Source organism: Hydrogenophaga sp. T66, assembly GCF_057219855.1.
The window spans coordinates 537,931-559,913 of record NZ_JBXVVX010000001.1 but is presented as its reverse complement, the minus strand read 5'-3'; the positions used below and the strand labels follow the sequence as shown (position 1 = coordinate 559,913).

The 21,983-nt window shown below is 71.7% G+C and carries 19 protein-coding genes and 1 pseudogene; 9 read left to right on the top strand and 11 right to left on the bottom strand.

What is annotated here, in order from left to right:
- Positions 1-55 precede the first annotated feature (55 nt).
- The 5 genes and pseudogenes from xdhA (at position 56) to AC2D80_RS02615 (ending at position 5,603) form a co-directional block, all read left to right on the top strand.
- On the top strand, positions 56-1,546 hold the full coding sequence (gene xdhA / locus AC2D80_RS02635) for a xanthine dehydrogenase small subunit (protein ID WP_484631424.1): 1,491 nt from the start codon (positions 56-58) through the stop codon (positions 1,544-1,546).
- Entirely contained in the window at positions 1,543-3,897 is a 2,355-nt protein-coding gene (gene xdhB / locus AC2D80_RS02630; RefSeq protein WP_484631423.1) for a xanthine dehydrogenase molybdopterin binding subunit, read from the top strand. Before xdhA ends, xdhB begins: the two co-directional genes overlap by 4 nt.
- 85 nt (positions 3,898-3,982) lie before the next feature.
- Positions 3,983-5,077: a DUF2855 family protein gene (locus tag AC2D80_RS02625; protein ID WP_484631422.1), complete on the top strand. Its 1,095-nt coding sequence runs from the start codon at positions 3,983-3,985 to the stop codon at positions 5,075-5,077.
- 46 nt (positions 5,078-5,123) lie between these two features.
- A pseudogene (locus AC2D80_RS02620) lies at positions 5,124-5,351 on the top strand (DUF1653 domain-containing protein); the annotation flags it as partial.
- A complete protein-coding gene (locus AC2D80_RS02615) occupies positions 5,331-5,603 on the top strand; it encodes an oxidoreductase-like domain-containing protein (RefSeq protein ID WP_484632632.1) in 273 nt (90 codons plus the stop codon). The pseudogene AC2D80_RS02620 and the gene AC2D80_RS02615, both read left to right, overlap by 21 nt.
- Here the strand turns inward: AC2D80_RS02615 and AC2D80_RS02610 are convergent.
- The 7 genes from AC2D80_RS02610 to AC2D80_RS02580 all read right to left on the bottom strand — a co-directional run bounded on the left by AC2D80_RS02610 (position 5,600) and on the right by AC2D80_RS02580 (position 12,118).
- Positions 5,600-6,691, bottom strand: coding sequence for a PA0069 family radical SAM protein (locus AC2D80_RS02610; protein WP_484631421.1), 1,092 nt, complete (start codon positions 6,689-6,691; stop codon positions 5,600-5,602). The genes AC2D80_RS02615 and AC2D80_RS02610 overlap by 4 nt on opposite strands.
- Before the next feature lie 108 nt (positions 6,692-6,799).
- Complete coding sequence (locus AC2D80_RS02605) at positions 6,800-7,261, bottom strand: (2Fe-2S)-binding protein (protein WP_484631420.1); 462 nt, start codon at positions 7,259-7,261, stop codon at positions 6,800-6,802.
- Positions 7,262-7,331: 70 nt separating this feature from the next.
- Positions 7,332-8,669 carry a glycerate kinase type-2 family protein gene (locus AC2D80_RS02600; RefSeq protein ID WP_484631419.1) on the bottom strand — a complete coding sequence of 446 codons (1,338 nt, stop codon included), beginning with the start codon at positions 8,667-8,669 and terminating at the stop codon, positions 7,332-7,334.
- Positions 8,670-8,739: 70 nt separating this feature from the next.
- Positions 8,740-10,329, bottom strand: coding sequence for a methyl-accepting chemotaxis protein (locus tag AC2D80_RS02595; protein ID WP_484631418.1), 1,590 nt, complete (start codon positions 10,327-10,329; stop codon positions 8,740-8,742).
- Positions 10,330-10,341: 12 nt separating this feature from the next.
- Entirely contained in the window at positions 10,342-10,848 is a 507-nt protein-coding gene (locus AC2D80_RS02590; RefSeq protein ID WP_484631417.1) for a Cache 3/Cache 2 fusion domain-containing protein, read from the bottom strand.
- A gap of 164 nt (positions 10,849-11,012) precedes the next feature.
- A complete protein-coding gene (locus AC2D80_RS02585; protein WP_484631416.1) occupies positions 11,013-11,558 on the bottom strand; it encodes an outer membrane beta-barrel protein in 546 nt (181 codons plus the stop codon).
- Between the two features lie 83 nt (positions 11,559-11,641).
- Positions 11,642-12,118: an Lrp/AsnC family transcriptional regulator gene (locus AC2D80_RS02580; RefSeq protein ID WP_484631415.1), complete on the bottom strand. Its 477-nt coding sequence runs from the start codon at positions 12,116-12,118 to the stop codon at positions 11,642-11,644.
- A gap of 70 nt (positions 12,119-12,188) precedes the next feature.
- Between AC2D80_RS02580 and AC2D80_RS02575 the strand changes: the two genes are divergently transcribed.
- Entirely contained in the window at positions 12,189-13,139 is a 951-nt protein-coding gene (locus tag AC2D80_RS02575) for an EamA family transporter (RefSeq protein ID WP_484631414.1), read from the top strand.
- On the top strand, positions 13,136-13,831 hold the full coding sequence (locus tag AC2D80_RS02570) for a YhfC family glutamic-type intramembrane protease (protein WP_484631413.1): 696 nt from the start codon (positions 13,136-13,138) through the stop codon (positions 13,829-13,831). Before AC2D80_RS02575 ends, AC2D80_RS02570 begins: the two co-directional genes overlap by 4 nt.
- Here AC2D80_RS02570 and AC2D80_RS02565 read toward each other — a convergent pair.
- A complete protein-coding gene (locus AC2D80_RS02565) occupies positions 13,797-14,483 on the bottom strand; it encodes an alpha/beta hydrolase (RefSeq protein ID WP_484631412.1) in 687 nt (228 codons plus the stop codon). The two genes, AC2D80_RS02570 and AC2D80_RS02565, sit on opposite strands and share 35 nt — an antisense overlap.
- Positions 14,484-14,631: 148 nt before the next feature.
- Here AC2D80_RS02565 and AC2D80_RS02560 point away from each other — a divergent pair, with 148 nt between their 5' ends.
- Positions 14,632-16,320, top strand: a complete 1,689-nt coding sequence (locus tag AC2D80_RS02560) for an AMP-binding protein (RefSeq protein ID WP_484631411.1) — start codon at positions 14,632-14,634, stop codon at positions 16,318-16,320.
- Positions 16,321-16,363: 43 nt separating this feature from the next.
- Here AC2D80_RS02560 and AC2D80_RS02555 read toward each other — a convergent pair whose 3' ends face one another.
- The 3 genes from AC2D80_RS02555 to AC2D80_RS02545 form a co-directional block, all read right to left on the bottom strand.
- Entirely contained in the window at positions 16,364-16,882 is a 519-nt protein-coding gene (locus AC2D80_RS02555) for a low molecular weight protein-tyrosine-phosphatase (protein WP_484631410.1), read from the bottom strand.
- Between the two features lie 94 nt (positions 16,883-16,976).
- The gene (locus tag AC2D80_RS02550) at positions 16,977-17,282 is read right to left on the bottom strand and encodes an H-NS histone family protein (RefSeq protein WP_484631409.1); all 306 of its coding nucleotides are present in this window, start codon (positions 17,280-17,282) and stop codon (positions 16,977-16,979) included.
- An 85-nt stretch (positions 17,283-17,367) separates the two neighbouring features.
- The gene (locus tag AC2D80_RS02545) at positions 17,368-18,354 is read right to left on the bottom strand and encodes an RluA family pseudouridine synthase (RefSeq protein WP_484631408.1); all 987 of its coding nucleotides are present in this window, start codon (positions 18,352-18,354) and stop codon (positions 17,368-17,370) included.
- A gap of 576 nt (positions 18,355-18,930) precedes the next feature.
- Here AC2D80_RS02545 and AC2D80_RS02540 point away from each other — a divergent pair.
- Positions 18,931-21,909 carry an Rne/Rng family ribonuclease gene (locus AC2D80_RS02540; RefSeq protein WP_484631407.1) on the top strand — a complete coding sequence of 993 codons (2,979 nt, stop codon included), beginning with the start codon at positions 18,931-18,933 and terminating at the stop codon, positions 21,907-21,909.
- Positions 21,910-21,983 lie beyond the last annotated feature (74 nt).

Here is a 21,983-nt window from a genome sequence, read left to right as displayed (position 1 = left end):
GCGGCATACGGGTGGCTGTATGACGGGCTGGGGCACCGGGGGTATTCTGGCGCGCATGAACGCCCCTTGCGACGCCCAACCCCTGACGTTCTGGCACCGCGGCCAGGCCGTGACGGCCGGCAATGTACCACCCGACCGCCCGCTGCTGGCCGTGCTGCGCGAAGACCTCGGCCTGACCGCGGCCAAGGAGGGCTGCGGCGAAGGCGACTGCGGCGCCTGCACGGTGGTGCTGGCCGAGCGCGCGCCGGCGGCCGACGCCGCCGGCGGTCCGCCCCGCCTGAGCCTGCGCGCGGTGAACGCCTGCATCACCCTGGCCCACGCCGCCCACGGCCGGGCCGTGTTCACCGCCGCCGACATCGCCGCCCCGGACGGCCAGGCCCACCCGGTGCAGGCCGCCCTGGTCGACTGCCACGCCAGCCAGTGCGGTTTCTGCACCCCCGGCTTCGCGATGAGCCTGTGGGCCCAGTACGAGGCCGGCGGCGGCGCCGGACTCGACCGGGCGGCCGCGCAGACCGTCCTGTCGGGCAACCTGTGCCGCTGCACCGGCTACCGCCCGCTCATCGACGCCGCGCAGCGCATGGGCGACCTGCCCTGCCCGCCCGGCGCGCGCCTGAACGCCCCGGCGCTGCTGGCCGCGCTGGACGCGCTGCCCCCGCCGGCCGACGGGCCTTACCGCCGGCCGCCCACGCTCGAAGCCCTGCTGCGGGCGCGCGCCGCCGACCCGACGGCGCAGCTGGTGGCCGGCACCACCGACGTGGGCCTGTGGATCACCAAGCAGCACCGGCGCCTGGACCGGGTGATCGACGTGACTGGCGCGGCCGAGATCGGCCGCATCGAAACCTACCCGCACCACCTGGCCATCGGCGCGGCGGTGCGGCTGGAGGCGGCGTTTGCCGCGCTGGTGGGCGAGCGCCCGGCGCTGGCGGCCTGGGCGCGCCGCTTCGCCGGCCTGCCGGTGCGCAACGCCGGCACCCTGGGCGGCAACGTGGCCAACGGCTCGCCGATCGGCGACAGCATGCCGCTGCTGATCGCGCTGGGCGCCAGCGTCGTGCTCATGCGCTGGGACGCCCGGCGCCGCGCCATCGCGCACCGGGAGCTGGCGCTGGAGGACTTCTACCTCGGCTACCGGCGCACCGCGCTGGCGGCCGACGAGGTGCTGGCCTGGATCAAGGTGCCCCGGCCGGTGGACGGCGAATGGGTGCGGGTGGAGAAAGTGAGCAAGCGCTTCGACGACGACATCTCCGCCGTGTGCCTGGCGGTGCGGCTGCGGCTGGCGGACGGCCGCGTGGCCGAGGCGCGGGTGGGCGCGGGCGGCGTGGCCGCGGTGCCGGCGCGGGCGCGGCAGACCGAGGCCGTGTTGCGGGGCCAGCCGTGGTCGGCCGAAGCCGCCGAGGCCGCCGGACGCGCCCTGCGCGCGGAGTTTGACCCGCTGAGTGACCTGCGCGCCAGCGCCAATTACCGGCGCGCGCTGCTGGCCAACCTGTGGCGCCGCTGGTGGCTGGATTCGCAGGGCAGCACCGGCCTGCGTCTGGAGGAAGCCGCATGAAGGCGCACCCGCCGCAGCATCCGCCAGCGCACACGCCCGGGCACCCGGCCCAGGCCACGGACGCCGGCCTCTCCCCGGAGGCCGGCGCGAGCGGCCGCAGCGTGCCGCACGACAGCGCCGCCGCCCAGGTGGCGGGCCTGGCCCCTTATCTCGACGACCTGCCCGAGTGGCGCGGCACGCGCCACGCCGCGCCCGTGTGCTCGCCGGTGGCCCACGGCCGGCTGCGCGGCATCGACCCGTCGGCCGCGCTCGCGCTGCCCGGCGTGCGCGCCTTCATCGGGCCGGACGACATCCCGGGCGACCCCGTGCTGGCCGCCTTCGCCCACGACGAGCCGGTGTTCGCGCAGGGCACGGTGCAGTTCCTTGGCCAGGTCGGCGGGCTGATCGTGGCCGACGACGCCATGACCGCGCGCCGCGCGGCGCGGCTGGTGCGCTGGGACATCGAGCCGCTGCCGGCGGTGCTGGACGTGCACACCGCGCACGCGCAGCGCTCGTACGTGCTGCCGCCGGTGCGGGTGGCGCGCGGGGATGCCGAGGCGGCGCTGGCGCGCGCGCCGCACGTGCTGGAGGACCGCTTTGAGGTCGGTGGCCAGGAGCACTTCTACCTCGAAGGCCAGATCGCCTGCGCCCGGCCGCTGGAGCAGGGCCGCTGGTCGGTGCTCAGCAGCACCCAGCACCCCGGCGAGGTGCAGCACTGGGTGGCCCACGCGCTGGGCATCGCCAGCCACGCGGTCACGGTCGAATGCCGGCGCCTGGGCGGCGGTTTCGGCGGCAAGGAAACGCAGGCCGGTCATCTGGCGGTGTGGGCCGCGGTGGCCGCCCACCGGCTGGGCTGCCCGGTCAAGCTGCGGCTCGACCGTGACGACGACTTCCTGATCACCGGCAAACGCCACCCGTTCGCCTACCACTACCGGGTGGGCTTCGACGACACCGGCCGGCTGTGCGGCCTGTGGCTGCAGATGCTGGTGAACTGCGGCTTCAGCGCCGACCTTTCGGGCCCGGTGGCCGACCGGGCGGTGTTCCACGCCGACAACGCCTATTTCCTGGAAGACGTGGCGATCGAGTCGCTGCGCTGCAAGACCCACCTGCAAAGCCACACCGCCTTTCGCGGTTTCGGCGGGCCGCAGGGCGTGATCGTGATTGAGCGCATCCTGGGCGACGTGGCGCGCCAGCTCGGGCTGGACCCGCTGGCCGTGCGCCGGCGCAACCTGTACGGCGTGGGCGAACGCGACGAGACGCACTACCGCATGCGGGTGGAGGACAACATCCTCGATCCGCTGCTCACCACGCTGGCGCGCACCAGCCGCTACGCCGAGCGGCGCGCCGCGCTGGACGCGATCAACGCCGCCCATCCGGTGATCCGCCGCGGGCTGGCGCTCACGCCGGTCAAGTTCGGCATCAGTTTCACCGCCACGCTGTTCAACCAGGCCGGCGCGCTGGTGCACGTGTACACCGACGGCAGCGTGATGGTGAACCACGGCGGCACCGAAATGGGCCAGGGGCTCAACACCAAGGTGGCGCAGATCGTGGCCGACGAGCTGGGCGTGCCGCTGGCGCGCGTGGCCTGCACCGCGGCCGACACCAGCAAGGTCCCCAACGCCAGCGCCACCGCCGCCTCCAGCGGCACCGACCTCAACGGCCGCGCGGCGCAGTTCGCCGCCCGCCGGGTGCGCGACAACCTCGCCGCCTTCGTCGCCGGGCTGGACGGCTGCGGTGCCGGCGCGGTGGTGTTCCGCGCCGGCCAGGTGATCTCCCCCACCGCCACCCGGCGCTTCGACGACGTGGTGCGCGAGGCCTACGCCAACCGCATCCAGCTCTGGAGCGACGGCTTCTACCGCACGCCCAAGATCCACTACGACAAAACCACCCTCACCGGCCGGCCGTTCTACTACTTCGCCTACGGCGCCGCCTGCACGGAAGTGGCCATCGACACCCTCACCGGCGAGAGCCGCGTGCTGGCGGTGGACATCCTGCACGACGTGGGCCGCAGCCTGAACCCGGCGCTGGACATCGGCCAGATCGAGGGCGGCTTCGTGCAGGGCATGGGCTGGCTCACGACGGAGGAGCTGGTGTGGAACGACCAGGGCCGCCTGCTTACCCACGCGCCGAGCACCTACAAGATCCCCGCCACCGGCGACCTGCCCCCGCGGCTGCGGGTCGACCTCTGGCCCGAGCCGAACCGGGAAGACAACGTGGGCGGCAGCAAGGCCGTGGGTGAGCCGCCGTTCATGCTGGCGATCAGCGTCTACGAGGCCCTGCGCGACGCCGTGGCCCGCGCCGGCGGGAACCCGCGCGCGCTGAACGCCCCGGCCACGCCCGAAGCGGTGCTGCGGGCGCTGGGCGGCGTCTGAGGCCGGGCGGCGCGCAGGCGACAGCGGCGCGCCGCGCCGCGCGGCACGATGTGCGCTCCGCCCTGCGCTCCGAGCCCCACGTCCCATGACCACGCAGCAGTTCCAGGTCCGCCGCGACCACCTCGCCACCACCCGCACCGTCACCCTGCCCGACGAACCGCTCCCGCCCGGGGCGGTGCGCGTGCGGATCGAGCGCGTGGCGTTCACCGCCAACAACATCACCTACGCCGCTTTCGGCGAAGCCATGGGCTACTGGCGCTTCTACCCGGCCGGCGGCGAGGACGCGGGCGCCTGGGGGGTGATCCCGCTGTGGGGCTTCGCCACGGTGGTGCAAAGCGACCACCCGGGCGTGGCCGTGGGCGAGCGCCTGTACGGCTTCTGGCCGGCCGCCACCCACGCGGTGCTGCAGCCCACGCGGCTGTCCGCCACCGGCTTCACCGACGGCGCGCCCCACCGGGCCGAGCTGCACGCGCTCTACAACCAGGTCCTGCGCTGCGCGGCCGACCCGCTACACGACCCAGCCCAGGAAGACATGCTGGCGCTGCTGCGCCCGCTGTTCCTCACCGCCTGGCTGATCGACGATTTCCTGGCCGACAACGCCTTTTTCGGCGCAACGACGGTGTTGCTGTCCTCGGCCAGCAGCAAGACCGCGCTGGCCACGGCCGCCCTGCTCGCCGCGCGGCCGGGCGTCACGGTGGTCGGCCTCACCGCCGCGGAACGGGTCGGCGCCTGCGAGGCGCTGGGCGTCTACCACCGCGTGCTGCCCTACGGCGAGCTCGACGCGCTGCCCGCCGACACACCGCTGGTCTACGTGGACTTCGCCGGCAACGCCGGGCTGCGCCGGGCGCTGCACGAGCGCTTCAGCGCCCTGGCCTACAGCTGTTCAGTGGGCGGCACCCACGTGGAGGACCTGGGTGGCGCGCGCGACCTGCCGGGGCCGCGGCCGGTGCTGTTCTTCGCGCCGGCCCAGGCCAAGAAGCGGGTCGCCGACTGGGGGGCCGAGGGCTTCCTGGACCGCCAGCGCGCGGCCTGGCGCGCGCACGTGGACCGCGTGACCGGCGCCACGCCGCCGTGGCTCGAAGCGCGCCATCACCGCGGCGCCGAGGCCCTGGCCGAGGTCTACGCCGCCGTGCTCGCCGGCCGCGACGACCCGCGCACCGGGCGGATCGTCCTGCCCTGAGCCCCCGCGCGAAGGCGATCGGCGCGCGGCCCTACACTGCGGCGCCATGACCGACGCCGACCTGCCGCCGCTGAACCCCACCCCGCCCGGCCTGTACCGCCATTACAAGGGCGGCTGGTACGAGGTGATCGACACGGTGCGCTGCAGCGAGACCCTGCTCGGCATGACGCTGTACCGCGCGCTGTACGGCGGCTTCGGGCTGTGGGTGCGGCCGGCGGCCATGTTCGGCGAGACGGCCGAGTTCGCCGGCCGGGTGCAGCGCCGCTTCACCCCGCAGCCGGTGGCCACGCTGCCGCTGGCCGATCTCGACACCGCGCGCGCCCTCGTGGCCCACCTGCGCGGCCGCGGCCAGCGCGAGCGCGGCGCCAGCCCCGACACCGCCGTGCGCCCGCCGCCGCCCGAGCCCACCACCTGCTGCGGGCGCGGCTGCAACGGCTGCGTCTGGGAGGGCTACTACGCCGCGCTCGGCTTCTGGCGCGATGACGTGCTGGCGTGGCTCACCGAGCCCCCCGGGGCAGCGCACTAAAACAGGCTGGCCTGCGGCCCCAGCCGGTCGGGCCGGAACGGCTCGGTGGCCAGCGGCTGGCGGCCGCGCGTGTAGCCCAGCCGCGCTGTGGCCCGGTCGAAGCGCTGCCGCAGCAGGTCGGCCCACACGCCCTGCCCCTTCATGCGCAGCCCGAAGCGGCTGTGGTAATCCCGTCCGCCGTGCAGGTCCTGCAGGCGCGCCATCACCCGCGCCGCGCGGTCGGGGCAGTGCACATCGAGCCACCGCCGGAACATGGGCGCCAGCTCCCAGGGCAGGCGCAGCACCTGGTAGAAGGCCCGCGTGGCCCCGGCCTCGCGCGCCGCGGCCAGCACCTGCTCAAGGTCGTCGTTCACAAAAGGTATCTGCGGCGACACGCTCACGCCGACCGGGATGCCGGCCTCGGCCAGCGCGCGCAATGTGCGCAGGCGGCGGTGCGGCGCCGCCGCGCGCGGCTCCAGCGCGCGGGCCAGCGCCGGGTCGAGCGTGGTGAGGGTGACGTAGACGGCGGCTTGCCCGCGCGCGGCCATCGGCGCGAGCAGGTCGATGTCGCGCTCCACGCCGCTGCCTTTGGTGACGATGGCCACCGGGTGCTGCGCCCGCGCCAGCACCTCCAGCACCGCGCGGGTCAGGCGCAGGCCACGCTCCACCGGCTGGTACGCGTCGGTCACGGTGCCCAGGGCCAGCGCGTCGGGCTGGTGCCCCGGCCGCTGCAGTTCGCGGGCCAGCACCGCCGCCAGGCCGCGCCGCGCGATCAGCCGGGTCTCGAAATCCAGCCCCGGCGAGAGGTTGAGGTAGCTGTGGCTGGGCCGGGCGTAGCAATACACGCAGCCGTGCTCGCAACCGCGGTAGGGGTTGAGGCCGTAGCGAAAGCCGATGTCCGGCGAGTCGTTGTCGGTCAGGGCGCTGCGCGCGTCTTCCCAGGTCACCGTCGTGGGCGGGGGCGCGGCGGCACCCTCCTCCGCGTCCGCGGGCCAGCCGTCGTCCACGGCCTCGCGGGTGTCGCGCTCAAAGCGGTGCGGCTGGTGAAACGCCAGCCCGCGGCCCTTGAGGGCGGCGAGGGGTGAGCGGGGGTTGGGGGCGGTGGTCATGACGGTCTTGAATACTGTGTTTACATACAGCATTGGACCGCTGGCCGCCCGCCGGGTCAAGCGGGTCAGGCCCGGAGCCGGCGGCGGCCAGGCCCCGGGGGCCGGTCGTCAGGCCAGGGCGCGCGCCGCGTCGTGGATGGCGGCGCGGATGCGCTGGTAGGTGCCGCAGCGGCAGATGTTGCCGGCCATGGCCGCGTCGATCTGCGCCTCGGTCGGCTGGGGGTGCTGCGTCAGCAGCGCGACCGCGCTCATGACCTGCCCGCTCTGGCAGTAGCCGCACTGGGCCACGTCGTGCTTCACCCAGGCGTCGGTCACGGCCTGGCCCACGCGGGTGGCGGCCTGCGATTCGATGGTGGCGATCTTCTGGGCGCCGACGGCGGCGACCGGGGTGACGCACGAGCGCACGGCCTGGCCATCGAGGTGCACGGTGCAGGCGCCGCACAGCGCCATGCCGCAGCCGAACTTGGTGCCGGTGAGGTTGAGCTCGTCGCGCAGCACCCAGAGCAGCGGGGTGTCGGGCTCGGCCTCGACGCGCGTGGGCTGGCCGTTGATGGTGAGGGACAGGGTCATGGCGGGGGTCGGGCGCGGTGGGGTGGACGGACCACGGGGGCGGTGCGTTCGGCCGCCACCTTACACCGGATCAGAGAACCAGCAAGGCCCGGAAGTCGTTCACGTTGGTGTGGGTGGGCCCGGTGATCACCAGATCGCCCAGCGCGCTGAAAAAACCGTGGGCGTCGTGGCGGGCGAGGTGGTCGTCGAGCCGGCGGCCGGCGGCGCTGGCGCGGGCCAGCGTGTCGGGCGCCACCACGGCCCCCGCGTTGTCTTCCACGCCGTCGATGCCGTCGGTGTCGGCCGCCAGCGCCCACACCCGCGGGTGGCCGGCCAGCGCGCCGGCCAGCCCGAGGCAGAACTCGCCAGCGCGCCCGCCCCGCCCGCGCGGCGCCCCGCCGGGGTGGGGCCGCACGGTGACGGTGGTTTCTCCGCCGCTGAGCAGCACGCAGGGGCCGGTGAGCGTGCTGCGGCCTTCGGCGATCGCGCGGGCCAGCGCGGCGTGCACCTTGCCGACCTCGCGCGATTCGCCCTCGAGGTCGTCGCCCAGGATGTGGGGGGTCAGGCCCAGCGCCCGCGCCGCGTCGGCCGCCGCCCGCAGGCTCTGCAGGGGCGTGGCGATCAGGTGGGTTTCGTGACCGGCCAGGCGCGGGTCGCCGGGCTTGGGGGTTTCCAGCGCGCCGCGGGCCAGCGCGTCGCGCACCGCCGGCGGCACCGCGATGGCGTAACGGTCGAGGATGGCCAGCGCGTCGGCGCAGGTGGTGGCGTCGGCGACGGTCGGGCCGCTGGCGATCACGCTCACGTCGTCACCGGGCACGTCGCTGATCGTCAGCGTGACCACGCGCGCCGGCGCGCAGGCCGCCGCCAGCCGTCCGCCCTTGATGCGCGAGAGGTGCTTGCGCACCGTGTTCATCTCGCCAATGTGGGCGCCGCTGTCAAGCAGCGCGCGGTTGATGGCCTGCTTGTCGGCCAGCGTGAGGCCATCGGCGGGCAGGGTGAGCAGCGCCGAGCCCCCCCCGGAAATCAGGCACAGGACCAGGTCGTCGGCGGTCAAGCCCTGCACCCGTTGCAGGATGCGCTCGGCGGCGGCCAGGCCCGCGGCATCGGGCACCGGGTGGGCGGCTTCGACCACCTCAATGCGCGCCGGCACGCCCGGCGGGCGCGGCGGCGTGTGGCCGTAGCGCGTGACCACCAGGCCGCTGAGTGGCGCGTCGGCCGGCCAGAGGGCTTCGACCGCCTGCGCCATGGCGCCACCGGCCTTGCCGGCACCGATCACCACCGTGCGCCCGCGCGGTGGCGGCGGCAGGTGGGCGGCGGTGTTGTGCCGCGGCAGCGCCCGGCGGACCGCGACGTCGAACAGGTGGCGCAGCACCGCCCGCGGGTCGTCGAGGGAGGGTGGGGAGATGGAAAAAGCGTCGGCGGCGGGCATGCCCCGAGTCTAGGGGCTGCCCGCCGACGACGCCGTCACGGGGTCGGGCGCGTCAGCGGTGTCGACCCGCTCAGCGGTGCTCGTGGCCGAGCTTGAACACCGAGACCGCCTGCACCAGCAGGGCTGCCTGCTGCTTGAGGCTGTCGGCGGCGGCCGCGCTCTGCTCCACCAGCGCCGCGTTCTGCTGCGTGCCCTGGTCCATGCGGGTGATCGCCGCGCCGACCTGCGCCACGCCGTCGCTCTGCTCGGCGCTGGCGGCGCTGATCTCGCCCACGATGTCGCTCACGCGGCGGATCGACGCCACCACCTCTTCCATGGTGGTCCCGGCCTGGTCGACCAGCACCGTGCCCTGCTCCACGCGCTCGACGCTCGCGCCGATCAGGCGCTTGATCTCCTTGGCGGCTTCGGCGCTGCGCTGGGCCAGGTTGCGCACCTCGCCAGCCACCACCGCAAAGCCGCGGCCCTGCTCGCCCGCGCGCGCGGCTTCCACCGCAGCGTTGAGCGCCAGGATGTTGGTCTGGAAGGCAATCCCGTCGATCACGCCGATGATGTCGTTGATCTTGCGGCTGCTGTCGTTGATGCCCTTCATCGTTTCCACGACGCGCCCCACCACCTCGCCACCCTGCACCGCCACCGCCGAGGCGCCCTGCGCCAGCTGGCTGGCCTGACGCGCGTTGTCGGCGTTGTGGCGCACGGTCGTGCCGAGCTGCTCCATCGTTGCGGCGGTTTCCTGAAGCTCGCTGGCCTGTTGCTCGGTGCGACCCGACAGGTCCTGGTTGCCCGCGGCAATCTCCTGGCTGGCGTGCGACACGTGATCGGACGTGCGCCGCACCTCGGTCACGGCCTTGGCCAGGCTTTGCTGCATGGTCTGCAGCCAGGCCATCAGGCTGGTCGTATCGCCCGGGCGCACGGCGATCGGCGTGCCGAGGTCGCCCTCAGCCACCGCCCGCGCCACGCTGACCGCCACCTGCGGCTCGCCGCCGAGTTGACGCTGCAGGTTGCGCGTGATCAGGACCGCCAGCAGCAGACCGCCGAACAGCGCCACGCCCAGCAACGCCAGCACGCCGATGCGCGCGGTGGCGTACACGTCTTTGACGATGGTCGCCGCCGCCTCGCCGCCCGCGTAGTTCAACGCGATCAGCTTGTTGACCGCGGTGACCATCTCATCAAACGCCATGCTCGACAGGCCATCGGCCACGTCGGCCGCGTCCTGCTGCTGCTTGTCGCGGCCGAGCTTGACGACCTTGCCGGTCGCATCGCGGTAGGCCGTCCAGGCCTTGTCGACTTCGGCCTTGAGCGCGGCTTCCTCGTCACCGGCCACCCGCGCCTGATACCCGTCGAGCAGGGCCTGCAGGCTTTTCGCCGCAGCGCCCATCTTGTCCTCGTACTCGGCGTGGTAGCTGGTGTCGTCGGTGCGGCTGTGCTTGACCTCCAGGTCGCGGTGCTCCACCAGGAGCGCGCGCGCGTCCGACAGATCGCCCACGCCCTTGAGCCATTTCTGCGACAGGGCCAGGGCCTCGTGGTCGACGGAGCGCAACCCGACCAGCGCCGAGGCCCCGAGGGCCGCGGTGAATGCCAGCAGGCAGGCAAACGCGCCGAACAGTTGCTGGCGCACGCTGAGGCGGCCCAGCCATCGGCTCAGGGGAGCGAAGGCTTTCATGGCGGGCCTGCCTTACTTCTTGTGGCCAACGTAGCTGGCGCCGATCACCTTGCCGCTGCCATCCTTGATGGGGTTGTAGCAGGCGTCGAAGGCGGTGCCGAGCACGTCGATGGGGCCGCAGAATTGCTGGCCTTTGGACAGGGCTTCGTACGCGGCGTTGCGCGCCAGCGCAGTGCCCACGCCGCGCTTGCCCTCGGGCGTCAGCACGTTGGTGCTCACGCGCACGAATTCGTCACCGGCCTTCACGAACACGGTGGCGGTGGCCTGGTGCGACTTGCGGATGCTGTCGACGACGTCGAAGTTGTTGTTGATCTTGCGCGCGCCGAAGAAGATGGCGGGCACGTCCTTGTCGGCGACCTTGTCGGTGCCTTCCAGCCGCGGCGCACCGATCTTGGTGAGACGGCTGTCAAGCTCGGCAATCGTGGCCTTGGGGTCGGCGGCCTGCGCCAGCGCGGCGGGCGCGGCGAAGGCGGTGGCCAGGGCCAGGCTGATCGAGAGGAATGCGCGGGTGGTGTCCATGTCTGCTCCGGGGTGGTGGTTGGCTGGGCGTGTCGCATCCTCGAGGGATGTGGTGCCTGTATCGGTCGGCCCGGGAGCATCTTGAATCGGGCCCGCCGCCGGCAATCGCGCGAAATGCGCCATGCGGCGGGCCCATTTGTGGCGCGCGGTGCGCGCGCCGGGGGTCAGAACGCGTAGCTCAGACGCAGGTCGAGGCCTTGCACGCGCAGCCCATCGCCAAGCCGGTACACGGTGTAGTACGCGCCCACGCCCAGCCGGTCCGACAGGTCATAGCGCGCGCCCAGCGCGTGGTAAAGGCCGCCGCCCGAGTCTTCGAATCGACCCACCAGGGTGCTGCCGGCACCCACCACGTTGCCGCGCAGGCGCCACGCGTGGGCGCCGATGCGGGCGCCCAGCGTGACCGGGCCGACCGGCAGGTCGTAGGTCAAGCCAACCTGATAGCTGGTGGCGTCGGGCCGCACGGTGTTGATCCCGTCGCTGAACACCCATTCCCCATGCCCCCGCACACCGACCTCCCAGCCCAGCCCGCTGGGATAAGTCGTGCGGCCCATGAGGCCCACGGCGGTGGCTCGGTCGGAGAGGGTGCTGAACTCGTCGGACAGCTTGCTGGAGCCGACGGCGGCCTCCAGGCGGAAGGTGGATTGGGCGTGGGCCAAGGGGGCGGCCAGCACGGCGGCGGCCAGGGCGGCCGCGGACAAGGCAAAACGCATGAAAACTCCCGGTGGAATGGTTACTTTGGAACTACTTGATGTCGTTCCAACCGGGATTATGATGACTTAATGATTCTTTAATACTACTTTTCGACACCGGGAAGGCGCAGGGGCCGTTCCTCGAACTCGGTGTTCAGCACCACGGTGCTGGTGGTGCGCGCCACGCCGGGAATGGCCTTGATCTGGTACAGCACATCCTCCAGCGCGCGGGCGTGGGTCGTGCGCACCTTGGCCAGAAAGTCGTACTCGCCAGCCACGCTGTGCAGCTCCAGCACCTCGGGCAGCTCGCGCAGGCGCGGCGCGATGTCGCGGCAGTGCGCGCCGCCGTCGTTGCGGATGGCCACGAAGGCGGTGAAGCGCAGACCCACGTGCTCGGGATTGACGCGCAGCGCAAAGCGCTCGATCACGCCGCGCTCGATCATCTTCTTCACGCGCTCGTGCACCGCGGCCGTGGACAACCCCACCTCACCGGCCACGTCGGCGTACGAACGTCGGCTGTCAGCGCTCAGCGCCGTCAAAATTCCGGCGTCAATCTCGTCGAGCTGAATATTTGCTTGCATGGCGGCTCAATTCTGATCAAAATACGGCGATCCAGCCAAGCGCCGAACATTTTTCGATCACGAGGATCGTATGCCGACCATTTTCAACGCAAACCCCGCCGCCCGCCAAGGCACCCGGCTCGCGCTGGCCTTGCTGACGGTGTACATCGTCTGGGGCACCACCTACTACGCCCTGGGCGTGGCGATGCAGACACTGCCGCCGGTGTTGATGAACGGTGCGCGTTTCGTGCTGGCGGGCGTGGTGATGCTGGCCATCGCCCGCTGGCAGGGCACGGCCTGGCCCACGCGGGCGCAGTGGGCGGCCAGCGCGCTCATCGGCGGGCTGATGGCCTTCGCCGCGATGGCGCTGGTGGTGCTGGCGCAGCGGCTGGGGATCGGTTCGGGCCTGATGGCGACGGTGGTGACCACGATGCCGATGTGGCTGGCGCTGTGGACGCGCTGGGGCGGTGAACGCGTGCCGGTCACCAGCTGGCTCGGGCTGGTGCTGGGCGCGACCGGCGCGGGCCTGCTGGCGCTGGAGGGCGACTTCTCGACGACGCTGGCCGGCACGCTGTGCGCCTTTGGCGCGCCGCTGGCCTGGAGCCTGGGCTCGTACGCGTCGCGCCGCCTGAGCCTGCCGGCGCCGGCGATGGCGTCGGCCGCGCAGTGGCTGCTGGGCGGGGCGCTGGGCGTGGTGGTGGCGCTGGTGTTTGAGCCGGGCGCGCGTTCGGTGACGCTGGCGCAGGTGTCGGTGGCGTCGGCACTGGCCTGGGTGTATCTCGTGGTGATGGGCACGCTGGTGACCCTCAACGCCTACCTCTGGCTGCTGCAGAACACCAGCGCCGCGCTGGCGGGCAGCTACTCCTTCGTCAACCCGGTGGTGGCGCTGGCGGTGGGCGTGTGGCTGGGTGGCGAACGGCTGACCGGCTGGGTGTTCGCGGCTCTGCCCCTGATTGGCCTGGCGCTGGCCCTGATTCTGTATGGCCGCGACCTGAGTGCGTGGCTGCAGCGCGCGCGGCCGCGGCGCGGCCTGGCGCTGTGAGCGCCCGCGCCACCGTGTCGCTGGGCCGCGGCCTGGCCTGGGGCGCGGCGGGCTTTGTCGTCGCGGCGCTGGGACTCAAGCCGCTGGCGATCGCGGCGTTCGGGCTGCCGGCCGGCGGCTGGGCGTTCGTCGCGGCCGCGGCACTGAGCGTGGCTGTGATCGAAGAAGGCACCCGCGCCGCGGTGCTGGGCCGCAGCGCGGCGGCGGGGCGCGGTCTGGCGGGCGTGGCGCTGGGTTGGGCGCTGGCCGAAGGGCTGATCGTGGGCCTGGGCGGCCTGGTGCAACTGACCGTGTTGGCCGGCGACCCGGCGGCGCTGGCCGCGGCGCGCGCTGGCCTGCCGCCGGGAGCGGGCGAGGCCCTGCAGCGGCAGGTCGATGGGCTGTCACCGCTGACGCTGCTGGCCTGGCCGCTGGAACGCGGGGCCGCCATCGCGCTGCAGATCGGGTTCACCGCCGCGCTGGCCGCCGGGCTGGCCCGCGGCACGGTGGCCGGGCGCGCCGGCGCCGTGACGGCCGTGGCGCTGGCGCATGCCGCCGTGGACGTGCCGGCCGCGGGTTTCCAGGCCGGGCTGTGGCCGCTGGGGCCGGTGCAGGCGCTTTACGCGGTCATTGCGCTGGCGCTGGCGCCGTGGGCACTGCGCTGGTGCCGCGCGCAACTCACGCCGTCAGCACCCGCCGCAACCAGCGGTTGAGGTTGGCCACTTCCTCCGCGCACACGGTGTGGGCCATTGGGTAGCTCTGCCACTCGACGGGGTACCCCAGCGCCAGCAAGGCATCCCGCGTGGCCAGGCCCCGGGCAGGGATCACGATGTCGTCGTCATCGCCATGGGCCAGCCACACCGGCACGTTGCGGTTGGCCCCGCTGGCTTCGGCCGCCAGCGTGGCGGCCAGCGGCAGGTAGCCCGACAGGCCGGCCAGCCCGGCCAGGCGCTGAGGCGCGCGCAGGCCCGCCATCAGCGTGAGCGCACACCCCTGCGAAAAGCCCGCGAGCACGATGCGCGCGGGCGGGATGCCCCGCGCGACTTCCCGATCGATCAGCGCCTGCACCCAGCCCGCCGCCTCGCGCAGACCGGCCTCGTCTTCCCGGCGGGGCTGCGCGGGATCGGCCGGGGGCGCAAACAGGTCGTACCAGGCCCGCATGGCGTAGCCGCTATTGAGCGAGACCGGCCGCACCGGCGCGCTCGGAAATACATAGCGCACCGGCCCGACCTCGGTCAGGTCGAGCTCGCGCGCCAGCGGCACGAAGTCCTGGCCGTCGGCGCCCAGACCGTGCAACACGATCACGCTGGCCACCGGCACGTCACCGGTCTGGCCTTCCATCAAGTCCAAAGGGGTCGGATTCATGGGCCGAGCATAGCGGCCCCGCCAACCCGCCCCTTTTCTGGAGGCCTGCCTCTAAAGCGACGCGACCACGGGGAAAACCCAGTGAGGGAACGCGCTGCCACTGGCTAGATTCGATAGACCTGTATCCCCACCACGGAGTATTTTTTTCATGGCTTCCGTCGCACCCGAGTTGCTCGCCCTTGAACGCCTCTATCACTGGGAGAAAACCGCGCCTCAGCGCGTGGCGATGACCCAGCCCATGGGCGGGGGCCAGGTCAAGGATTTCACCTGGGGCGAAGTGGCCGACCAGGTGCGCCGGATGGCCGCGCACCTCCGGTCCCAGGGCTGGGAGCCCGGCAGCAAGGTCGCCATCCTGTCCAAAAACTGCGCGTGGTGGATGATGAGCGACCTGGCCATCTGGATGGCGGGCTACGTGTCGGTGCCGCTGTACCCCACGCTGGCGCCGGAGACCATCCGCCAGATCCTGCAGCACAGCGAATCCAAGGCCCTGTTCGTCGGCAAGCTCGACGGCTGGGAGGGCATGAAGCCCGGCGTGCCCGCCGACCTGCCCTGCATCAGCTACGCGCTGTCCCCGGCCGATGCCATCCAGTCCTACCCCGGCTGGGACACCCTGTGCCAGCGCACCCAGCCCCTGCAGGGCACGCCGACCCGCGGCGCCGACGAACTGGCCACCCTCATCTACACCTCGGGCACCACCGGCATGCCCAAGGGCGTCATGCACACCTTCGGCAACTTCGCCTGGGCGCTCGACAAAGGCCTGGCGCGCATCCCGATGTCGCAGAACGACCGCATGCTGAGCTACCTGCCGCTGGCCCACGTGGTCGAGCGCATGCTCGTTGAGCACGGCTGGCTGCGCACCGGCATGCACGTGTTCTTTGCCGAGTCGCTCGACACCTTCACCGCCGACCTGCAGCGCGCGCGCCCCACGATCTTCTTCTCCGTGCCGCGCCTGTGGGTCAAGTTCCAGCAGGGCATCCACGCCAAGATGCCGCCGGCCAAGCTCGAGCGCCTGCTCGGCATCCCGCTGATCGGCGGCCTCGTGCGCAAAAAGATCCAGAAAGCGCTCGGGCTGGACGCCTGCCGCTTTGCCGCGGGCGGCGCCGCGCCGATGCCGCCGGCCCTGCTGCAGTGGTACGCCCGGCTCGGCATCCCCATCAACGAGGGTTACGGCATGACCGAAAACCTCGCCCTGTCCCACATCACCGAGTCCGGCAAAAACCAGCAGGGCACCGTCGGCCCGGCCTACCCGGGCGTGGAGCACCGCATCGACCCGCAGACCGGCGAAGTGCAGATGCGCAGCCAGGCCCTGATGCTGGGCTACTACAAGGAGCCCGAGAAGAGCCGCGAAACCATGACCGACGACGGCTGGCTCAAGACCGGCGACAAGGGTGTGATCGACGCCGGCGGCCTGCTGCGCATCACCGGGCGCGTGAAAGACCTGTTCAAGACCGGCAAGGGCAAGTACGTGGCGCCCGCGCCGATCGAGGACAAACTCGTCATGCACAACGGCGTGGAAGCCTGTGTGGTCACCGGCGCCAACCTCGGTCAGCCGCTGGGCATCGTGATGCTGGCACCCGACGCGGCGACCAAGGTGAAGAACCCCGACGAACGCGCCGCCTTTGAACGCTCGCTGGCCGACCACCGCAAGGCCATCAACGCCACGCTCGACCCGCACGAGCAGTTGCAGTGCATCGTGGTCGTCTCCACGCCCTGGACCGTGGACAACGACATGATCACGCCAACCTTCAAGGTCAAGCGCAACCGCATCGAAGACGTGTACGCCAAGAGCTACGAAACCTGGGAAAACACCGGCAAGCCCGTGATCTGGGCCGACTGACCGCCCGCGCCAAGCACGCCGCCCTCGCGGGCGGCGCCCGCGCTCAGGGACGTCGACCGATGCCGGGGCGCCGCCGCCCCGGCGCGTGGGCAGCGAGGCGGTCCAGTACGCCCTCGGCCCCCTGCTCGCACAAACCCAGCACCGCCTCAAACGCCGACGCAGGCTCGTGGTAAGGGTCTGGCACGTCGCCGCCGTCACCGGCGGTGGGGCGTCCCGCGAAATCGAGGAAGCGGGCCAGCTTGTGCTGATGCTCGGGCGGGCAGCGGTTCATCAGCCGGGCCAGATTGAACCAGTCCATCGCCAGGATCAGGTCAAAGGCCGCAAAGTCGGCGTCGGTCACGCCGCGGGCGCGTTCGGTCAGGATGTCGGCATAGCCCCGGGCCGTGGCCAGCGACACCGCGCGCCGGTCGGCCGGCTCTCCCGCGTGCCCGTCGTAAGTGCCGGCCGAATCCACCTGCAACCAGGTCGACCATCCGCGCTGGGCCGCCCGCTGGCGCAGCACGGCACTGGCCATCGGCGATCGGCAGATGTTCCCCAGACAGACAAGCAGCACCCGGACCATGGGCCGCGAGCATAGCGGCCCGACCCCGGCGATCTTTGCGCTGACCAACAAAAAACCCGCCGACGGCGGGTTTCGGGGCGGGGCGCAGCGACGCTCAGATCCGGTAGGCGTCCAGGCTTTCACCCTTGGCCAACACGGCACGCACCCATTCCGGCTTGCGGCCGGGGCCGCCAGCCCACAACTCGCCGTTCGGGCCGCGGAACTTGGCGGGCGCACCCGACTTCGATTTGCCCGCCTTCTTCACCGGCGCGGCACCGCCCAGATCGGCCACCGTGATGCCGTATTGCTTCATGCGGGCCTTGATGTCGGCAATCACCGACGCCAGTTCCGTTTTGCGGGCCTGCTCGGCCTGCGCCATCAGGGATTGGGCCTGGGCCATCAGCTCAGAATACGTTGCCATGCTTGTAACCTTTTCGTTTGATTGACGGAGATCGCTCGGGCGGGCCAACCACATTGTCATCGCTGGCCATTCAACGACGCCGCCGTCATTGTATTGGTTTTTCCAAAGCCGCCAATGCCGATTGCAACTCAGCCGGTAATTCGGCTTCCAATTGCAACGTCTCCGCGGTGACCGGATGCTGCAATCGCAGGCGCCAGGCGTGGAGAAACATGCGGCGCAGCCCGGCGACCTGCAGTCCCCGGTTGAGTTCGAAATCGCCGTATTTGTCGTCGCCGGCGATGGGATGGCCAGCGTGGGCCAGATGCACGCGGATCTGGTGCGTGCGGCCGGTGCGGATGGTGACCTCCAGCAACGTGAATCCGCTCGGCAAGGCGGGCGACGGAGGCACGCGCCGGGCGACCTTGACGAGGGTCAGCGCGTACTGGCCATCGGGGTCATCGGCCGTCGTCACCCTCACCCGCCGTTCACCGTCGGGCAGCAGGTATTTGTGCAGCGGCCATTCAATGCGCCGCCGGGTGACCGGCCAATCGCCCCGCACCAGCGCAAGATAGGTTTTGCCGGTTTCGCGCTCGCGAAACTGGTCCTGCAAAACCTTCAGCGCGCTCTTCTTCTTGGCCACCAGCAGCAATCCGCTGGTTTCCCGGTCGAGCCGGTGCACCAATTCCAGCAGCCGGGCCTGCGGACGCGCCTGCCGGAGCTGCTCGATCACGCCGAAACTCACGCCGCTGCCGCCGTGGACGGCCACGCCCGCGGGTTTGGCGATGGCCAGAAAAGCGTCGTCCTCATGAATCACCGGAAATTCACGGGCGGGCGCGGGATTCGCGGCCTTGTCGTCGGCGCGGGCAGAGAGGCGAATCGGCGGAATCCGCAACACATCGCCTGCCTGCAATCGGTCATCGGCCTGCACGCGGCCCTTGTTGCGGCGCACTTCGCCGGAACGGATGATCCGGTAAAGGTGGGTTTTGGGTACGCCTTTGAGCTCGCGAATCAGAAAATTGTCGAGCCGCTGGCCGCTCGATTCATCGTCCACCACGAGGTGTCGCACGGCGGGCGCGGGGGGGTCGGAAGCCACGGTGAATGCTTTCCCACAAGCGGATACGCCATGTCTATAATGCGCGACGCTCGTTGTGTGCGGTAAGTGTTTGATTTGCCAGCAGTTTACGGCAGGTCTCCCGGATTGTTCCGGCCACGGCGAGCAATGGTGGCCAACCTCGGCACCCGACCCGGGCCCGCGCGCCCACCGGTTCCTGCGAACGAACCGGCCGCGCTCGCCCCCGCCGGCCGACGCCGCGGTGGAATCCGCAAACCTTCGCGAACCGACAACGGAATACCCCCATCGGGCAGGCACCGCCTGCCCGAGGACGACGTGAACACAGAGACTGCCCCGGCCTGATCCCATGTCATTGACAGCCATCAAGCCCCCTTCTTTGTCCAGCCGACTCCGCGCGCCTACGCCCTGACTGGGTGGCCGACGCGGGCGCTGCCGCCCGCCTCACCGGCTCCTGCCCCGCCTGTCAACGGCTCTCCGGCAATTCCTCCCCCCGTTCGTGTGGCCCAGCGGCTTCCCGGCCTGTGTGCCGGTGTCGTGCGTTCCGCGCGGCCCTGGCGTGTGACGCCGCGGTGAAGATCGCCGCAAGGGAAACGCCAAATGAAACGCATGTTGATCAACGCCACGCAGGCCGAAGAGCGCCGCCTGGCGATCGTGGACGGGCAGAAACTGCTCGACTACGAAATCGAAATCGAGGGGCGCGAGCAGCGCAAAGGCAATATTTACAAAGCGGTGGTGACGCGGGTGGAGCCGTCGCTGGAAGCCTGCTTTGTCGATTACGGTGAAGACCGCCACGGCTTCCTGCCGTTCAAGGAAATCTCGCGCCAGTACTTCCAGGGCAACACACCGCCGTCACAGGCTCGCATCCAGGACGTGATCCGCGAGGGCAATGAGCTGCTCGTGCAGGTCGAAAAGGAAGAGCGCGGCAACAAAGGCGCGGCGCTGACCACCTTCATCAGCCTGGCCGGTCGCTACGTGGTGCTGATGCCCAACAACCCGCGCGGCGGCGGTGTGTCCCGGCGCATCGAGGGCGACGAGCGCGCCGAGCTCAAGGCCGCGCTGGACCAGCTGGAGTACCCCAACGGCATGAGCATCATCGCCCGCACCGCTGGCATCGGCCGCGAGGCGGCCGAGCTGCAGTGGGACCTGAACTACCTGCTCAAGCTGTGGCACGCCATCGACGGCGCGGCCCAGGCCGGCAAGGGCGCCTTCCTGATCTACCAGGAATCGAGCCTGGTGATCCGCGCCATCCGCGACTACTTCAACAGCGACATCGGCGAGATCCTCATCGACACCGATGACATCCACGAGCAGGCGCACCAGTTCATGAGCCACGTGATGCCCGAGCACGGGCACCGCGTGAAGCGTTACCGGGACGACGCTCCGCTGTTCAGCCGCTTTCAGATCGAGCACCAGATCGAAACCGCGTACAGCCGCACGGTGCAGCTGCCCAGCGGCGGCGCCATCGTGATCGACCAGACGGAAGCGCTGGTGGCGGTGGATGTGAACTCGGCGCGCGCCATCAAGGGCGGCGACATCGAGGAAACCGCGACCCGCACCAACCTGGAAGCCGCCGACGAGGTGGCCCGCCAGGCGCGCCTGCGCGACCTCGGCGGACTGATCGTGATCGACTTCATCGACATGGAGGAGTCGAAGAACCGCCGCGAGGTGGAAAACCGCCTGCGCGACGCGCTGCGCCAGGACCGCGCCCGCGTGCAGTTCGGCTCGATCAGCAAGTTTGGCCTGCTGGAAATGAGCCGCCAGCGCCTCAAGCCCACGCTCAGCGAAGGTTCGTCCATCCCCTGCCCGCGCTGCGGCGGCTCCGGCCACATCCGCGACACCGAAAGCTCGGCGCTCCAGATCCTGCGCATCATCCAGGAGGAGTCGCTGAAGGACAGCACCGCCGCGGTGCTGGTGCAGGTGCCGGTGGAGGTGGCGAGCTTCCTGCTCAACGAGAAGCGCACCGAGATCACCAAGATCGAACTCAAGCAGCGCATCAGCGTGATGCTGGTGCCCAACAAGTCGCTGGACACGCCGCACTACAAACTCGAGCGCATCAAGCACGACGACCCGCGACTCGACAGCCTCGCGGCGAGTTACAAGCTGGCTGAAGAGGTCGAAGACGTCACCGCCGTCACGCGCCGCAGCCAGGAGCGCACCAACAAACAGGAACCGGTGATCAAGGGTGTGCTGCCCGACGGTCCCGCCCCGGTGGCTGCGCCGAAGGCCGAAGCCACCCCGGCGCCCGCGGTGGCTCCCGCGGCTGCGCCCGTGGCTGCGACGCCCGCCCCCGCGGCCGCACCGGCTGAAAAAGGCTTCTTCGGCTGGCTCAAGGGTCTGTTCGGTGGTGGCGGTCAGCCCGCGCCGGCGCCGGCGCCGGTGGTCCCCGCCCCCGCGGCGCCCGCACCCGCTGCCAAGGATGAGCGCGACGGCGCCGGTCGGCGCGGCGGTCGCGGCGGCCGGGGCGGCCGGGGTGAACGCGGCGGCGAACGCGGCGGTGAGCGCGACAACGCCGCTGGCCGCGACGCCCAGGCGCGTGGCGAAGGCCGCCCGAACGGGCAGCGCGCCCCGCAGCCGGGCGGCGAAGGGTCCCAGCGCCGTGGCGAAGGCCGGGGTGAGGGCCGCGGTGACGGTCGCGGAGAGGGCCGAAGCGAGAACCGGGGTGAAGGTCGCGCCGAAGGTCGCGGGGATGGGCGTCAGGATGGGCGGCCGGAAGGCCGCGGTGGTCGTCGCGGCGAGCAGGGCCGTCGCGATGCCGACGCCGGCAGCCCGGCCAGCGTCGACGAAGTGACCACGACCAGTGCGCTGGCTCCGGACACGCCCGAGACCGGCGAAGGCCAACGTCGTGAGCGGCGCGGCCGCGGCGACCGTCGCCGCGAGCGCGGCGAGCGGCCCGAAGGCATGCCCGAGGCACCCGCCGCGGAAGTGGCGCCGGGCCAGGGCGGCGAGACCGGCGGGCAACCCACCGACGACGCCGGGCAGACGCCGGCTGGCACCGAGGTCGCTGCGGAGGGTCAGGGCAATGACCGCGCGCCGCGCGAGCGACGCAGCCGTGACCGTTATGGCCGCGACCGCCGCGAGCGTGGCCCGCGCGACGCCGCGCCTGCCGCCGACGAGACCGCCTCGGCCGTGGCGAGCGCGGAGGCCGGTGGCGATGACGCACCGGTGCGCAGCAGCTACTTCACGATGCCGGTGCCCGATGCCCCGGCGCCCGTCGGTGACGCTGCCCCCGCCGCCCCGGCGCGCGCGCCGCAGCCCCCGGCCGAACCGGCCGCAGCCCCGGTGACCGCTCGCGCCGCGACCGCTCCGGCCACGGCTTCGCGCGGCATGCCCCGCGTCACGCCGTACCAGGTGTCGGTCGACGAACTCAACGCCGTGGCGCAGGCCAGCGGGCTGGAGTGGGTGAACTCCGATCCGGCCAAGGTGGCGGCGGTGCAGGCGGCCATCGCGGCCGAACCGGCGCCGATCCGCGTGCCACGCGAGCCGCGGCCGGTGGTGGTCATCGACGAAGGTCCGCTCGTGCTGGTGGAAACGCGCAAGGACCTGCGCGACATGACCCTGCCGTTCGAGAATCGCTGAACGGGGCCTCACCCGCCATGAAAAACGCCAGCCCTTGGGCTGGCGTTTTTCATGGGCGGTCCGCTGTCGGCACG

Bases quoted from the DNA above. Each gene is read 5' to 3' on its own strand.
- xdhA (WP_484631424.1), top strand. From the start codon at position 56: ATGAACGCCCCTTGCGACGCCCAACCCCTGACGTTCTGGCACCGCGGC.
- xdhB (WP_484631423.1), top strand. From the start codon at position 1,543: ATGAAGGCGCACCCGCCGCAGCATCCGCCAGCGCACACGCCCGGGCAC.
- AC2D80_RS02625 (WP_484631422.1), top strand. From the start codon at position 3,983: ATGACCACGCAGCAGTTCCAGGTCCGCCGCGACCACCTCGCCACCACC.
- AC2D80_RS02610 (WP_484631421.1), bottom strand. From the start codon at position 6,691: ATGACCACCGCCCCCAACCCCCGCTCACCCCTCGCCGCCCTCAAGGGC.
- AC2D80_RS02605 (WP_484631420.1), bottom strand. From the start codon at position 7,261: ATGACCCTGTCCCTCACCATCAACGGCCAGCCCACGCGCGTCGAGGCC.
- AC2D80_RS02600 (WP_484631419.1), bottom strand. From the start codon at position 8,669: ATGCCCGCCGCCGACGCTTTTTCCATCTCCCCACCCTCCCTCGACGAC.
- AC2D80_RS02595 (WP_484631418.1), bottom strand. From the start codon at position 10,329: ATGAAAGCCTTCGCTCCCCTGAGCCGATGGCTGGGCCGCCTCAGCGTG.
- AC2D80_RS02590 (WP_484631417.1), bottom strand. From the start codon at position 10,848: ATGGACACCACCCGCGCATTCCTCTCGATCAGCCTGGCCCTGGCCACC.
- AC2D80_RS02585 (WP_484631416.1), bottom strand. From the start codon at position 11,558: ATGCGTTTTGCCTTGTCCGCGGCCGCCCTGGCCGCCGCCGTGCTGGCC.
- AC2D80_RS02580 (WP_484631415.1), bottom strand. From the start codon at position 12,118: ATGCAAGCAAATATTCAGCTCGACGAGATTGACGCCGGAATTTTGACG.
- AC2D80_RS02575 (WP_484631414.1), top strand. From the start codon at position 12,189: ATGCCGACCATTTTCAACGCAAACCCCGCCGCCCGCCAAGGCACCCGG.
- AC2D80_RS02565 (WP_484631412.1), bottom strand. From the start codon at position 14,483: ATGAATCCGACCCCTTTGGACTTGATGGAAGGCCAGACCGGTGACGTG.
- AC2D80_RS02560 (WP_484631411.1), top strand. From the start codon at position 14,632: ATGGCTTCCGTCGCACCCGAGTTGCTCGCCCTTGAACGCCTCTATCAC.
- AC2D80_RS02555 (WP_484631410.1), bottom strand. From the start codon at position 16,882: ATGGTCCGGGTGCTGCTTGTCTGTCTGGGGAACATCTGCCGATCGCCG.
- AC2D80_RS02550 (WP_484631409.1), bottom strand. From the start codon at position 17,282: ATGGCAACGTATTCTGAGCTGATGGCCCAGGCCCAATCCCTGATGGCG.
- AC2D80_RS02540 (WP_484631407.1), top strand. From the start codon at position 18,931: ATGAAACGCATGTTGATCAACGCCACGCAGGCCGAAGAGCGCCGCCTG.